The following is a 14,497-nucleotide window of genomic DNA, read 5'->3' as shown; positions in this document are numbered from 1 at the left end:
AGCGCGTCAGCCTCTACGCCGATACCGACCACATGGCGACCGTCGCCCGATCCGACACGGGCGAGTATGTCCCGGCCGAGGCACCGGACACCTTTCTGGCCGACGCCTTTGCGGAAGCTGATCGCGTCGGCTACGCCGGCGCCACGCCGAGCCTGTATGACAGCCTCTACCAGACAGCCATGGAGCAGAACGTCGAGCAGGACCTGATCGCCGACCTGGTGCGGATCTTCTCCTTCGACGTGGATTTCAAGGCGCGCGTGAAACCGGGCGACTCCCTCGAGGTCTTCTACGGGCTGGAGCAGGAAGACGCGGACACGCCGGCGGAGATTCTCTACACCGCGCTGACGACGGGCGGCACGACCCGGCGGTTCTACCGGTTCCGCACGCCGGACGACGGGATCGTCGACTTCTATGACGAGACCGGCAAGAGCGCGAAGAAGTTCCTCATGCGCAAGCCGCTCTCGGGCGGCAAGTTCCGGTCCGGCTTCGGCCTGCGCCGGCATCCGATCGTCGGCGTCATGCGCATGCACAATGGCGTCGACTGGGCCGCCTCGCGCGGCACGCCGATCATGGCCGCCGGTGACGGCACCATCACGCGTGCCAGCTGGGTGTCGGGTTATGGCCGGCGCATCGAGATCCAGCATGCCAACGGCTATCTCTCCACCTACAGCCACCAGACGAGCTTTGCAGAGGGCATCCACGAGGGCATGCGCGTGCGCCAGGGCCAGGTGATCGGCTATGTCGGTTCGACGGGCCTTTCGACAGGCGCCCACCTCCACTACGAGGTCAAGGTCAACGGCCGCTTCGTCGATCCCATGCGCATTCGCCTGCCGCGCGGCCGCGTGCTCGACGGCGAGATGCTGGAGGCGTTCAACCGCGAACGCTCCCGCATCGACACGCTCATCGAGCGGGCATCCGGCCCCTCGCGCGTTGCAAGCGCGAACGTCGGCGCGGTCTCCGACGCACGCTGACACACGTTTCCCTTGGCGCGGAACATATGAAAAAGCCCCGGACGAAGTGTCCGGGGCTTTTTTGTCGTCGTGCCGGATAGCCGGCGGGCTTTGCAGCCGTCAGGCGGCTTCCACCTTGGCTCCCGCAACCTGGAACACCAGCCTGTCGGAGCCCGCCGAGACATCGACCGTCTGGCCGTCGGCGATGCTGCCGCCCAGGATCAGTTCCGCAAGCGGATCCTGAACCTCGCGCTGGATCACCCGCTTCAGCGGACGAGCGCCATAGGCGGGATCGTAGCCACGCTCGGCCAGCCAGCCGCGCGCGCTCTCGTCCAGCGCCAGCCGGATCTTGCGATCCTCCAGCAGCCCCTGCAGGCGCTTGAGCTGGATGTCGACAATCGCCGCCATCTGCGAGCGCTGCAGCCGGTGGAACAGGATCTGGTCGTCCAGCCGGTTGAGGAACTCGGGCCGGAAGGAAGAGCGCACCACCGCCATCACCTGGTCCCGGACGGCGGAGGAATCCTCGCCTTCCGGCTGGGCAACGAGGAATTCCGCGCCCAGGTTGGACGTCAGGATGATGAGCGTGTTGCGGAAATCCACCGTCCGCCCCTGCCCGTCGGTGAGCCGACCGTCGTCCAGCACCTGAAGCAACACGTTGAACACGTCGCCATGCGCCTTCTCGATCTCGTCGAACAGCACGACCTGATAGGGCCGCCGGCGGACGGCTTCCGTCAGTGCACCGCCCTCCTCGTAGCCGACATAGCCCGGAGGCGCGCCGATGAGCCGCGAGACCGAATGCTTCTCCATGTATTCCGACATATCGAGGCGGACCATCGCGGTCTCGTCATCGAAGAGGAACGAGGCCAGGGCCTTGGTCAGCTCGGTCTTGCCGACGCCCGTCGGCCCCAGGAACAGGAACGAGCCGATCGGCCGGTTCGGGTCCTGCAGGCCGGCGCGCGCCCGGCGCACCGCGGTCGAGACCGCATGGACGGCTTCCTCCTGTCCGATGACACGGCGGGCAAGCTCGTCCTCCATGCGCAGGAGCTTCTCGCGCTCGCCCTCCAGCATCTTGTCGACCGGAATACCGGTCCAGCGGGACACCACCTGGGCGACGTGATCGGTCGTGACCGCCTCCTCGACCATGGACCCGCCGGCCGTTTCGCTGGCATCGGTCTCGGCGATCTTCTTCTCCAGGTCGGGAATGACACCATAGGCAAGCTCGCCTGCCCGGGCGAGGTCGCCCTTGCGCTGCGCCTTCTCCAGATCGATGCGCGCGGCATCGAGCTGCTCCTTGAGCTTCTGCTCGCCGGAAAGCTTTTCCTTCTCGCTCTGCCAGCGCGCATTGAGACCGTCGGCTTCCTCTTCCAGCCCCGCAAGCTCCGCCTCGAGCCGCTCGAGCCGGTCGTGGGACGGCTGATCGGTTTCCTTCTTCAGCGCCTCGCGCTCGATCTTGAGCTGGATGATGCGCCGGTCGAGTTCGTCGAGCTCCTCGGGCTTGCTGTCCACCTGCATCCTGAGCCGGCTCGCCGCCTCGTCGACCAGATCGATCGCCTTGTCGGGCAGAAAGCGGTCCGTGATGTAGCGGCTGGAAAGGGTCGCCGCCGCCACGACTGCGGAATCGGTGATGCGCACGCCGTGATGCAGCTCGTACTTCTCCTTGAGGCCGCGCAGGATCGAAACCGTGTCCTCGACCGTCGGCTCGTTCACGAAGACGGGCTGGAACCGGCGGGCGAGCGCGGCGTCCTTCTCCACGTGCTTCCGGTACTCGTCGAGCGTGGTCGCACCGACGCAGTGCAGCTCGCCGCGCGCCAGCGCCGGCTTCAGCAGGTTGGAGGCATCCATCGCCCCGTCCGCCTTGCCCGCTCCAACCAGCGTGTGCATCTCGTCGATGAACAGGATGATGCCGCCGGCGGCCGACTGGACCTCGGCCAGAACCGCCTTCAGCCGCTCCTCGAACTCGCCGCGATACTTCGCGCCCGCGATGAGCGATCCCATGTCGAGGGCGAGGAGCTTCTTGTCCTTCAGGCTCTCGGGAACATCTCCATTGACGATCCGGAGCGCGAGGCCTTCCGCGATCGCGGTCTTGCCCACGCCCGGCTCGCCGATGAGTACCGGATTGTTCTTCGTGCGCCTGGAGAGCACCTGCATGGTGCGGCGGATCTCGTCGTCGCGGCCGATCACCGGGTCGAGCTTGCCGTCGCGCGCCACCTGCGTCAGATCGCGAGCATACTTCTTCAGCGCGTCATACTGGTTCTCCGCCGAGGCACTGTCGGCGGTGCGTCCCTTGCGCAACTCGTTGATCGCCTCGTTCAGCCCGGCCGGGGTCACCCCACCCTTGGCCAGCGCCTTGCCGGAACTCATGGCCAGCGCCAGCAGAAGCCGCTCGACGGTGACGAAGGAATCGCCGGCCTTCTCCGCAATCTTCTCCGCCTGGTCGAAGACGCGGGCAAGCCCGGGAGCAAGGTAAAGCTGTCCGTTGCCGCCGGACACCTTGGCGATGGCGGCAAGCGCGGCGTTGTTCGCCGTGGCGATGTCCTTCGGCCGGCCACCCGCGCGCTGGATAAGCCCGGCGGCCATGCCCTCGGGATCGTCCAGAAGAACCTTGAGCAGGTGCTCCGGCGCGAACTGCTGGTGGGATTCGCCGATCGCATGGGTCTGCGCGGACTGCACGAAGCCGCGGGCCCTGTCGGTATATTTCTCGAAATTCATGTGAAACCTCCTGATCCGGCACCCCCCCGAAGCAGGAATGCCTTTTCGGAAATGCGGGCCCGTCGTTCCGGCACCCGCACGGCCGCTACGTGACCGCTCTCAGGATATAGTGTTGCATTTCGACCACAAAAGAGGGGAACCCCGTAGGAACCGCAATCAATCTCGCCCCTCCGGGCGCGCATCGTTCGGGAATGGCGTTTTTCCGCTGATACGGAACCCTTCAAAAACAAAAAAGGGGACCGCGTGAACGCGGTCCCCTCGTCGATTGCATGATCCTGCCGCCCGCGTCACGGACGGCAAGCTGCCCTCACGCGTCGCTCGCTGCCGTCTCGGCTTCCGCCTTGGCGGCACGACTGCGCGGCGCGCGGCGGGCACGCGGCTTCTTTTCCTCGGTGCCCTCGTTGGCTGCGGCAGCCTCCGCGAGCGCGGCCGGCTCGGACTTCGATTTGGACGCACCCGCCGAAGGCTTGGCTTCCTCGCCCGCCTGATCGGCACCGGCTTCCTCGCCGATGGCCGCACGCGAGCGGCGCACGCCCCGGCCCCGCGTACCACGGGTACGACGGCGACCGCGATCCTCGTCGTCACCACCGTCCTCGGCACGGGCTTCGCCCTTGTCCTCGGACGCCTGGGGCACGCTCTTGCCGTTCAGGACCGGCATGTTTTCCACGAAGGGCTGCGGCGCATCCATGGGCATGACGGGCTTGCTGTCGGAGGCGGCTTCGCGCTCGCCACGGCGTTCGGAACGCTCGGCGCGCTCATTGCGCTCCTCCTGCTCGTCCGCATCGTCGTCATTGTCATCCCCGCGCGGAAGAACCACAGGCTGATGCATGCTCTGCTGCGCCGAAGCGATGATGCGCAGATAATGCTCGGCGTGCTGGAAATAGTTCTCCGAGATCACCCGGTCGCCGGCCGCGGCCGCGTCACGGGCAAGCTGCTGGTACTTCTCGGCGACATGATGCGCGGTGCCACGGATTTTGACATCCGGGCCGTTGGACTCATACGTGCGCGACAGCGGATTGGGACCCTTGCGGCCACCCCGCCCCCGAAGGCGCTTGTTGTTCTGATTTCCTGGTCTCATTCTGCCGTTTACTCTCATGAACGGCGACCGGCACAGGCCAGTCAAAACAGTCCGGTCCGCCCGGGCGGCGCCGGCGCCATGATACGCAACGGAACGAGTCGATGTTGCGCGGTCTGAACAAGTCAAAACGGATCGGCAAACGACCGGCACCTGCGCGCCGACCTATCTGGGTCCTGAAAGGGTTCTTCTTGAACAGACCAATGCCGAGCTGCTGAAGGACCTGAAGGTCCATCCTTGCATCTTGCGCCACGGCAGGCACACCGCCTGAAGCGGGACCGGCGAAGACGATGAAACTCGGAAGAGCTCTTGGTCAGCCGACCCGTCGATAACGATGCCACCCCGTCGGGCCTCGGCGTGGAGAAACTAGCCGGTTCCGCGCCCTTTTCCAAGTATCTTTTTCAGAACGGAAATTGTTGGCGCTATTTTGCAACACATTGAGCGGCAACGACCCTATCGCGGCCACCAAGGTCCTGACGCACCTGGACTTCCTCGAGGCCGGCGTGTTCGAGCAGCTTTGTCACGGCCTCGCCCTGGCGCCATCCGATCTCCAGGAACACCGCCCCTTCGGGTCGCAACAGACGCGGCAGGTCGGCCGTGATCGCGCGGTAGGCGTCGAGACCGTCCGCACCGGCAAACAGCGCGAGGTCCGGGTCGTGCTCGCGCACCTCGCGCGAAAGCTGCTCCCGTTCCGCCAAACCGATGTAGGGCGGATTGGAAACGATCAGGTCGAACCCGCCGGAAAGAGCCGCGCCGAAATCCGTTGCGACCGCGTGAAAGCGTTGGCCCACGCCCAGTCGCCCGGCATTTTCACGTGCCGTTTCCAGCGCCCCGCCCGCAAGGTCCGTTGCAACCGCCCGTGCCAGGGGCAGTTCGCTCAGGAGCGCGACCGCGATCGCGCCGGTGCCGGTTCCAAGGTCGGCCAGGACAAGCGGCGCCTCGCGCAGCCCCTGTCGGTCCACATGTGCCAGCGCCGCCTCGACAAGTGTTTCGGTGTCGGGACGCGGCTCCAGTGTCTCGGGGGAGAGGTGAAAGGTCATGCCCCAGAAATCGCGACGCCCGAGAATGCGCCCGACCGGTTCGCCCGCGAGCCTGCGACGCGCGAGTTCCTCGATCCGCGCAGCCACCGCGTCATCCGTCTCGCGGTCGCCATGAAGGATGATCCCGGTGGGCTCCAGCCCACTCGCCTCGGCCACGAGCAGACGGGCGTCGAGCATCGCATCTCCGATTCCCGCCTGCTCGAAGCGACGGCGCAGCGTCCGCACGCTGTCCGCGAGCGTTGCCGGCCGGGTGTCGCCGCTCACAGGCCCTCGGCGGCGAGCAGCGTCGCCTGATGGTCGAGAACCAGTGCGTCGATCACCTCGTCGAGTGCCTCGCCTGACAGGATTTCCTCCAGCTTGTAGAGGGTAAGGCCGATCCGGTGGTCGGTCATGCGGCCCTGCGGAAAATTGTAGGTGCGGATGCGCTCGGACCGGTCACCGGAACCGACCTGGAGACGACGCGCCTCCGTGCGCTCGCTGGCAAGACGCGCGCGCTCGGCGTCGAAGATCCGCGTGCGCAGGAGTTGCATGGCCTTGGCCTTGTTCTTGTGCTGCGAACGCTCGTCCTGCACGGCAACGACCACGCCCGTGGGGATATGGGTGATACGCACCGCCGAGTCGGTCGTGTTGACGTGCTGGCCGCCGGCACCCGAGGCCCGGAAGGTATCGATGCGCAGGTCGCTTTCGGCGATGTCCACATCCACGTCCTCCGCCTGCGGCAGCACCGCGACGGTGGCCGCCGACGTATGGATGCGCCCGCCCGATTCGGTTTCCGGCACCCGCTGCACACGGTGCACGCCGGACTCGAACTTCAGTCGCTCGAACACCCTCTCACCGGACACGGACGCGATCACCTCCTTGAAGCCGCCGACCTCGCCCTCGCTGGCGGACACGATCTCCACCTTCCAGCCGTGAAGCTGCGCATGACGCTGGTACATGCGAAAGAGGTCGCCCGCGAAGAGCGCCGCCTCGTCACCACCGGTGCCGGCCCGCACCTCGAGAATGACGTTGCGCGCGTCCGCCTTGTCACGCGGCAGGAAACCGATCTTCACGGCCTGGGCAAGCGTCTCGACCCTGCCGGCGAGGTCCTCGCGCTCGGCCTCGGCAAGCGCGCGCATGTCCGCGTCGGCATCCGGGTCGGCCACCATCGCCTCGACATCGGCAAGCTCCCGCTCGGCCTGCTGCAACTCGCGCACGCTGCGCGCCAGCGGCTCGAGCTCCGCGTAGTCTCGCGACAGCTTCACATAGGTTTCCGCGTCGGGGTTCTGTGTCATGCGGTGTTCGATTTCCGCGACACGCGACAGCAAGCCCTCGAGTTTCTCCGCCTGGATCATGGCGTTGCATCAAGTCCTTTCATGAAAAAGCGGCAGACGGCCAGGCGACATGCCGCGCGCACCCACGGCCTTTCCCGTGGCGCGAGGCTGGCACGAAGTCCGGCTAGAAGGGAACGTCGGTTTCCTGGGCGAAGGCGCGCAGCGTCGGACGCAACGACCGCAGGTCTCCGGGCGCGTCGAGCAACGGCAGGACGGTCTCCTTGAGCCTTGCGAGATCGAGCGCGCGCACCATCGCCTTCACCGGCCCGAGCGCGGAAGGCGACATGGACAGGTTCGTATAGCCCAGCGCGACCAGCGCCATGGCCTCCAGCGGCCGCCCGGCGATTTCACCGCAGAGCGTGACCGGCGTGTCATGGCGCGCGGCCGTGTCGACGATCTCCTTCAGCGCGCGCAGGAAGGCTGGGCTCATGGTGTCGAACCGGCCCGCCACCCGCGTGTTTCCGCGATCGACGGCATTGAAGAACTGGAACAGGTCGTTCGAGCCGATGGAGGCGAAATCGACCAGAGAGTAAAGCTCGTCGAGCTGATAGAGGAGCGAGGGCACCTCGATCATCACCCCGAGCTGGAGCCGTTCGGGCAGCGCGTAGCCATGGCGGGTAAGATGGGCGATCTCGCGTTCCACCACCCCCTTCGCCCGGCGGAACTCGTCCACCTCCGACACCATCGGGAACATGATCTTGAGATCGCGGCCGGCCGCGGCGCGCAGCAGCGCCCTGATCTGGGTGCGCAGCACACCCGGCCTGTCGAGGCCGAAGCGGATCGCCCGCCAGCCCATGGCCGGGTTTTCCTCTTGGATGGCGCGCAGGTAGGGCAACACCTTGTCACCGCCGATGTCGAGCGTGCGGAAGGTAACGGGCCGTCCTTCCGAGGCCTCAAGCACCTGGCGGTAGTAGTCGGTCTGCACGCTCATGCGCGGGAACGACGAGGCGACCATGAACTGGAGTTCCGTGCGGAACAGCCCGACCCCGTCGGCCCCCGATTCCGTCACGGCCGGAAGATCGACGAGCAGGCCGGCATTGAGCTGCAACGAGAGCTTCGCGCCGTCACGCGTCACCGCCGGCTTGTTGCGCAGGCGCCTGTACTGGGCCTGCCGGCGGGCGCGGAACCGCACCTTCTCCGCATAGGCGTTCTCGATGTCGGGCGCGGGGCGCAGATGCACCTGCCCGCTTTCGCCGTCGACGATCACCGCGTCGCCCGATTCGGCGAGACTGACGAGATTGTCCGCCAGTCCGACGGCGGCGATGCCGAGCGCGCGCGCCACGATGGTCACATGGCTGGTCGGCCCGCCCTCCTCCAGCGCCACCGCGCGGATGCGGTCGCGACCGTAGTCGAGCAGTTCCGCCGCGCCCATGTTGCGCGCCACGATGACCGCGTCCTGGGGAAGGCTTTCGGAGATCGGCCCCTGCTGGCGTCCCATCAGTTCGCGAATGAGCCGATGAGCCAGATCATCGAGATCGTGCAGGCGCTCGCGCAGATAGGGATCGGTCTGGCGCATCATGCGCGCGCGGGTGTCCGACTGGACCTTTTCCACCGCGGCTTCCGCCGTCAGGCCGTTGTTGATCGCTTCCTCGATCTTGCGGATCCAGCCGCGATCATGCGCGAACATGCGATAGGCCTCGAGCACATCGCGGTGTTCGCCGCTCGGCGCCATGTCGCCGGAATTGAGCAGGTCGTCGAGAGAGATGCGCAGCCGGTTGATCGCCCGTTCGAGGCGCTCGAGCTCCACCGTCGCGTCCTCGGCAATGAGGTTCGTGACCACGACGCGCGGTTCGTGCAGCACCACATGACCGAGGCCGACACCATCGGACAGCGCCACGCCCTGAAAGTGCATGGGCCGCGACATGTCAAGCTTGGTGCCCTGCTGCACGATGGCTTCGAGCTCACCGGCGGCCACCATTTCCGCGATGACCATCGCGGTGGTCTGCAACGCCTCCACCTCGTCCTCGAAGTAGGTGCGGTGCGACTGGTTCTGGACCACGAGCACGCCGAGCGTACGCCCGGCGCGCAGGATCGGAACGCCCAGGAAGGAGTTGTAGGCCTCCTCCCCCGTCTCCGGCCTGTAGGCGAAGGCGGGATGGGCCTGTGCGTTGGGCAGGTTGAGCGGACGCGCGTCGGCCGCGATGAGGCCAACGAGGCCCTCGCCCACCTTCAGGCTGGTCTTGTGGACGGCGTCCCTGTTGAGGCCCTCGGTGGCATAGAGTTCCAGCACGCCATCGGCGCGCAGGATGTAGACCGAACACACTTCGGCGACCACATTGGCCGCGATCAGCACGACGATCTTGTCGAGCCGCTCCTGCGCGTTGATCGGCTCCGCCATGACCTCGCGGAGACGCCGCAGCAGAACACGTGGCCCTGCGAGAGTGCTCCGCATCACCCGTCTAGCCCTTTCCGCACCGCCGGTCGGGGGGCCGGCGACACGCGACCCGCGACGCCGGAAGGAACGGAGACTGCCGTCGCCGTTCGCCTACCCGTCCAGATCGTATAGCGAATGGAGAGTCCGCACCGCAAGCTCGGTATAAGCGGAATCGATGAGAACCGAGATCTTGATCTCCGACGTGGTGATCGCCCGGATGTTGATTCCCTTCTCGGCGAGGCCCTGGAAACAGCGCGCCGCGATGCCCGCGTGGCTGCGCATTCCGATGCCGATCACCGACACCTTGACCACGTCGCGCGCGCCCTCGATCGCCTGGTAGCCGATGGCGTCCTTGTGCTCGCGCAGCACCGTGAAGGCGCGGTCGTAGTCGCTCTCGGGCACCGTGAAGGTGATGTCCGTCGTGCGCCCGTCCGGCGAGATGTTCTGGACGATCATGTCCACGTTGATGCCCGCGTCGGCAAGCGAGCCGAACACGGCGCTGGCAACGCCGGGCTTGTCGGCGACGTTGCGGATGGAGATCTGCGCCTCGTCCTTCGCGAAGGCGATACCGGTTACGACTTGCTGTTCCACGATCTCGTCCTCGTCGCAGATGAGAGTGCCCGGCGGCAGGCCGCCCGCGCCGACCTGCGGCGCATCCGGGTCGTCGAAGCTTGAACGCACGAAGGTGCGCACGCCATGCACCATGGCCATCTCGACCGAGCGCACCTGAAGAACCTTGGCCCCGAGCGAGGCCATCTCCAGCATTTCCTCGAAGGCGATGCGCTCGAGCCGGCGGGCACGCGGCACGATGCGCGGATCGGTCGTGTAGACGCCGTCCACGTCGGTATAGATATCGCAGCGGTCCGCGCCGGTCGCCGCCGCCAGCGCCACGGCGCTGGTGTCGGATCCGCCACGGCCGAGCGTCGCGATGCGGTTGTCGGGCGCGACGCCCTGGAAACCGGCAACGACCGCGACCTGCCCCGCCTCGAGCCGCTGCACCAGAAGGTCCGCCTCGATCGAGGTGATGCGGGCCGCCCCGTGCTGGGTATCGGTCTTGAGCGGGATCTGCCATCCCTGCCAGGAACGCGCCTCGATGCCCATGTCCTGCAGAACGATGGCGAGCAGGCCGCTCGTCACCTGCTCGCCGGAGGAGACGATGGCATCGTATTCGCGCGCGTCGTGCAGCGCGGAGGCTTCCCGGCACAGGCCGACGAGACGGTTCGTCTCCCCCGCCATGGCCGAGACGACGACGGCGACCTGGTGGCCCGCCTCGACTTCCCGTTTGACATGGCGCGCCACGTTGCGGATGCGCTCCAGGTTTGCGACGGACGTGCCGCCGAACTTGAGAACCAGTCGGGCCATGGAATTCGTCGTGAGATCTCGGGCGTTGCCGCCGGCGTCATTGGATAAGGAGGGCGGCGAAGCGCCCGTCCCGGGTCGGCTTTTCCATACAGATTGCGACGACCGACCGCAACAGCGATGCTTGACAAAGCCGCGCCGACGAACGACTTCCGGTCATGGCCCAAGGAGGATCCGAGTGATGAGCGGCGCAGGCGCGAACGACAGTCAATTCGCCAATTCCGGGATGGAGCCGAGCGGCGGCACGGTCGACGCGGCCGAGATCGCCCGCTTCAATGCCATGGCCGCCGACTGGTGGGACCCGACGGGCAAGTTCCGGCCGCTGCACAAGTTCAATCCGGTGCGCCTCGGCTACATCAAGCAGCAGGTCTCGGCGCGGTTCGCCCGAGACGACCGCTCTCCCGACGCCTTCAAGGGACTGAAGTTCCTCGACATCGGCTGCGGCGGCGGCCTTCTGTGCGAGCCCATGGCACGGCTCGGGGCCGATGTGACCGGCGCGGATGCCTCCTCCACCAACATCGGCATCGCGAGCGTTCACGCGGAGCAGTCGGGGCTTGCCATCGATTACCGCGCCACCACCGCCGAGGCACTGGCCGACAGCGGCGAGCAATATGACGTCGTCCTCAACATGGAAGTGGTCGAGCATGTCGCCGACGTGCCGCTTTACCTCGATGCCTGCGCAAGGCTGGTGAAACCCGGCGGACTGATGTTCGTCGCCACCATCAACCGCACCCTCAAGGCCTATGCGCTTGCCATCGTGGGAGCCGAATACGTTCTCGGCTGGCTGCCGAAGGGGACGCACACCTATGAGAAGCTCGTGCGCCCGGAAGAGATCGAGCGTCCGTTGGTCGCCGCCGGCCTGACGCCGATCGAGCGCTGCGGCGTGAGCTTCAACCCGCTCGCCGACGAGTGGCGCCAGAGCCGCGATCTCGACGTGAACTACATGATGCTGTTCGGACGCGACCACGCCTGACCGCATAGCGGCAAGGCAGAGCGCCCGGCATCCCCAGGCAGGACCGACCATGGATCCGATCGTTCTCGTTCCCGGCCTCCTTTGCACGGACGCCCTTTATGCGCCGCAGATCGCGGCTTTCGAGGCCGATGGCCGCACCGTCTCTGTCGCCGATCATCGCAGTGACGACACGATCCCGGGCATTGCGGAAAGACTGTTGCGGGATGCGCCGGAGCGCTTCGCCCTTGCCGGGCTCTCCATGGGCGGCTACGTGGCCATGGAGGTCATGCGCCAGGCTCCCCGCCGTGTGACGCGTCTTGCCCTTCTCGACACGGCCGCGCGCCCTGACACGCCGGAGCAGACCGCCAACCGCAAGCGGCAGATCAGGCTTGCCGAGGTCGGACGCCTCGACGAGGTCTCCGCGGCGCTGTTTCCGCTTTTCGTGCATGAGGATCGCGAGAACGATCCCGGACTTCGGAACGCGGTGCTCGCCATGGCCCGCGCGACCGGAGCCGAAGCCTTCGCCCGTCAGCAGACGGCGATCATGAACCGGATCGATTCGCGGCCGCATCTTGCCGCGATCTCCTGCCCGACGCTGGTGCTTGTCGGCGAGGGCGACCGGCTCACGCCGCCGGACCGAGCCCGGGAAATGCATGAGCTGGTGCCCGGAAGCCGTCTCGAGATCATCCCCGGCGGCGGCCATCTTCCGACGCTGGAAACGCCCGGCGCGACCACGGCCGCGCTTCGGGCGTTCCTCGCAGGCTAGGGTGTGGCCCCCTAGCAGCCGGCCAGCCTCATATCCCGGCGGCCGCCTCCTCAAGGGCCGCTTCCTCGATCCGGACCATGCCCATGACCGCGCCGACGACACGGCGTGTCACGTCCGGATCCGGCGCGTGAATGAGCTCGCCAAGGCGTTTCGGCACGACCTGCCACGCCATTCCCCACCGGTCGCGCAGCCAGCCGCACTGTTCGGCCTTGCCGCCACCCTCGAGAAACCCGTCCCAGATCCTGTCGACCTCGGCCTGGCTCCCGCATTCGACCATGAGCGAGAAACTGTGGTTGAACGCGTCCGCGCCTTGCGTCTCGAGCGCCATGAAATGCTGGTCCGCAAGGCGGAAGCCGGCAAGGCGCACGCTCCCCGACGGACCTCCGGGAATCCCGTCGGGAAGCAGGGAAACCCATTCCACCTCGGCGTCCGGAAGCAGGCCGGCATAGAAGGAAAGAGCATCCTCCATGCCGCTGTCGAACCAGAGATGCGGGATGACCTTCGTCATGGCCACTCCTCCCATTTTTTCCGAACCTGCCTCAGGCCGACATATCGAGCAGAACGTCGAAGCCACCGAAAATCATGCGCTTGCCGTCGAAGGGCATATCGCCGAGTTCCGCCATGCGCGGGTCGCTCATCATCTTCTCGAAAACCTGTTCGTAGACTTCCCGCGAGGAAAACTCGATCCAGCTGAAGAGAACCACCTCGTCCTTCTCGGCCTTAACGGCACGGAAAAAGTCGGTGACCTTGCCCTCCGGCACATCGTCGCCCCAGCAGTCCGTGACGCGCGTGGCGCCGAATTCCAGAATGAGCTTCGCGGCGCCCTGCGCATGGGCAAGCATCTTCTCCTTGTCGGCCGCGGGCACCGCCGCCACCATTCCTGCAACATAAGCCATTTCGTTTCTCCCTTTTTGAAGTTCAGGTTGAGGTTCAGCCTGCGGCGGCCAACGCCTTGCGCGCCGCATCCATGTCCATCCACGCAAGCTCGAAGATGTGCCCGTCAGGATCCTCGTAGCTGCGGCCGTACATGAAGCCGTGCTCCTGCACCGGTCCCGGGTCCGAACGCCCGCCGCACGTGCCGGCAAGCTCCGTCAGCCGGTCGATCTCCTCGCGGCTCTCCGCCGAGAAGCAGATCAGCACCTGCGCCTGCCGCCGGGCATCGACGCGCTCCTTGTCGGTGAACTCCGCGAAACGCTCATGTGTGAGCAGCATCACGTGGATTTCGTCGGAATAGGTCATCTTGGCGGCGGTCGCGTCGGTGAACATCGGATCGTTTACCGCCCCCATCTTCTCGTGAAACGCGATCGAACGATCGAGATCGGTGACCGGCAGGTTCACGAAAATCAGCTTTCCCATGTCTTCCTCCTCCTCGCCGGACACCGCCGGCTTGCCAGTGCAAAAAATCCGTCCGGACCGGGCACTTCCTGTTGGAAACCGCGGAATACGGCCGTTTTCCCCTTGCCCTTTTATGTTGATATCAACATATTAAAGACATGTCAAAGACACTCCCCTTCGAGGCGACACTGGAGGTGCGCGACACCTGCCTTTGCCTGCATGCGCAGCGCGCCGCGCGCGCCCTGGCACGCCGGTTCGACGAGGTGCTGCGCCCCTTCGGCCTGACCAACGGCCAGTTCTCCCTGCTGATGTCGCTGAACCGTCCCGAGCCGCCGACATTCGCTCCGGTGGCGGAGCTTCTCGCCATGGACCGCACCACGCTCACGGCGGCCCTGAAGCCGCTTGAGCGGCGCGGTCTGGTACGGGTGGAGCCGGATCGCAAGGATCGACGCAGCCGCCGCCTGATCCTCACGCAGGAAGGCCATGCCGCGCTCATCGCGGCCCTTCCCGCCTGGCGGGAGGCACACGCCGAGGTCGACCGGATGCTGGCTCCGTCCGATCCGCAGGAGGTCCGCGACGCCCTGCGCAAGCTGTCCTGAAACGTGAGGGAAGGAAACGCCGAGG

General features: G+C 66.4%; 13 protein-coding genes (1 of these 13 running past the window's edge). 4 read left to right on the top strand and 9 right to left on the bottom strand.

Translation table 11 applies throughout. The annotated features are described in order from the left end of the window. A protein-coding gene (locus tag ACYX4S_RS19675; RefSeq protein ID WP_476361417.1) for a M23 family metallopeptidase crosses the window boundary here: on the top strand, positions 1-971 show its final stretch. The gene continues 1,105 nt to the left of window position 1, outside the view; only the last 971 of its 2,076 coding nucleotides appear in the window; its start codon lies beyond the left edge, outside the window; the stop codon is at positions 969-971. A gap of 99 nt (positions 972-1,070) precedes the next feature. Here ACYX4S_RS19675 and clpB read toward each other — a convergent pair whose 3' ends face one another. From clpB to ACYX4S_RS19645, 6 genes are all read right to left on the bottom strand, one after another. Continuing rightward, a complete protein-coding gene (gene clpB / locus ACYX4S_RS19670) occupies positions 1,071-3,659 on the bottom strand; it encodes an ATP-dependent chaperone ClpB (protein WP_476361416.1) in 2,589 nt (862 codons plus the stop codon). Positions 3,660-3,966: 307 nt separating this feature from the next. Beyond that, positions 3,967-4,737, bottom strand: a complete 771-nt coding sequence (locus ACYX4S_RS19665; protein ID WP_476361415.1) for a DUF4167 domain-containing protein — start codon at positions 4,735-4,737, stop codon at positions 3,967-3,969. A gap of 419 nt (positions 4,738-5,156) precedes the next feature. After that, positions 5,157-6,038, bottom strand: a complete 882-nt coding sequence (prmC, locus tag ACYX4S_RS19660; protein WP_476361414.1) for a peptide chain release factor N(5)-glutamine methyltransferase — start codon at positions 6,036-6,038, stop codon at positions 5,157-5,159. Next, a complete protein-coding gene (gene prfA, locus ACYX4S_RS19655; protein ID WP_293722182.1) occupies positions 6,035-7,108 on the bottom strand; it encodes a peptide chain release factor 1 in 1,074 nt (357 codons plus the stop codon). The genes prmC and prfA overlap by 4 nt, the downstream gene beginning before the upstream one ends. Positions 7,109-7,211: 103 nt before the next feature. Then, the gene (gene ptsP / locus ACYX4S_RS19650) at positions 7,212-9,479 is read right to left on the bottom strand and encodes a phosphoenolpyruvate--protein phosphotransferase (RefSeq protein ID WP_476361413.1); all 2,268 of its coding nucleotides are present in this window, start codon (positions 9,477-9,479) and stop codon (positions 7,212-7,214) included. Between the two features lie 93 nt (positions 9,480-9,572). Further along, positions 9,573-10,823: an aspartate kinase gene (locus tag ACYX4S_RS19645; protein ID WP_476361412.1), complete on the bottom strand. Its 1,251-nt coding sequence runs from the start codon at positions 10,821-10,823 to the stop codon at positions 9,573-9,575. Positions 10,824-11,046: 223 nt separating this feature from the next. On the opposite strand from ACYX4S_RS19645, the gene ubiG reads away from it, so the two are divergent. Together ubiG and ACYX4S_RS19635 are read left to right on the top strand one after the other, a co-directional pair. Then, the gene (ubiG, locus tag ACYX4S_RS19640; RefSeq protein WP_476362897.1) at positions 11,047-11,793 is read left to right on the top strand and encodes a bifunctional 2-polyprenyl-6-hydroxyphenol methylase/3-demethylubiquinol 3-O-methyltransferase UbiG; all 747 of its coding nucleotides are present in this window, start codon (positions 11,047-11,049) and stop codon (positions 11,791-11,793) included. Positions 11,794-11,842: 49 nt separating this feature from the next. Next, positions 11,843-12,538, top strand: coding sequence for an alpha/beta fold hydrolase (locus ACYX4S_RS19635; RefSeq protein WP_476361411.1), 696 nt, complete (start codon positions 11,843-11,845; stop codon positions 12,536-12,538). A 28-nt stretch (positions 12,539-12,566) separates the two neighbouring features. Here the strand turns inward: ACYX4S_RS19635 and ACYX4S_RS19630 are convergent, their stop codons facing one another. From ACYX4S_RS19630 to ACYX4S_RS19620, 3 genes are read right to left on the bottom strand one after another with little or no spacing between them, the layout of a single operon-like run. Continuing rightward, positions 12,567-13,046 (bottom strand): VOC family protein, encoded by a 480-nt coding sequence (locus ACYX4S_RS19630; protein ID WP_476361410.1) that lies wholly within the window; start codon positions 13,044-13,046, stop codon positions 12,567-12,569. A gap of 31 nt (positions 13,047-13,077) precedes the next feature. Continuing rightward, on the bottom strand, positions 13,078-13,434 hold the full coding sequence (locus ACYX4S_RS19625; RefSeq protein WP_476361409.1) for a DUF1428 domain-containing protein: 357 nt from the start codon (positions 13,432-13,434) through the stop codon (positions 13,078-13,080). A gap of 34 nt (positions 13,435-13,468) precedes the next feature. Continuing rightward, positions 13,469-13,894: a VOC family protein gene (locus ACYX4S_RS19620; protein ID WP_476361408.1), complete on the bottom strand. Its 426-nt coding sequence runs from the start codon at positions 13,892-13,894 to the stop codon at positions 13,469-13,471. A gap of 137 nt (positions 13,895-14,031) precedes the next feature. Between ACYX4S_RS19620 and ACYX4S_RS19615 the strand changes: the two genes are divergently transcribed. After that, entirely contained in the window at positions 14,032-14,472 is a 441-nt protein-coding gene (locus ACYX4S_RS19615; protein ID WP_293722199.1) for a MarR family winged helix-turn-helix transcriptional regulator, read from the top strand. Positions 14,473-14,497 lie beyond the last annotated feature (25 nt).

The sequence above is a fragment of the Stappia sp. ABD4_338 genome, from assembly GCF_056312175.1.
Note: the sequence above shows the minus strand (reverse complement) of the source record. Positions and strands in the feature narration are given on the sequence as shown.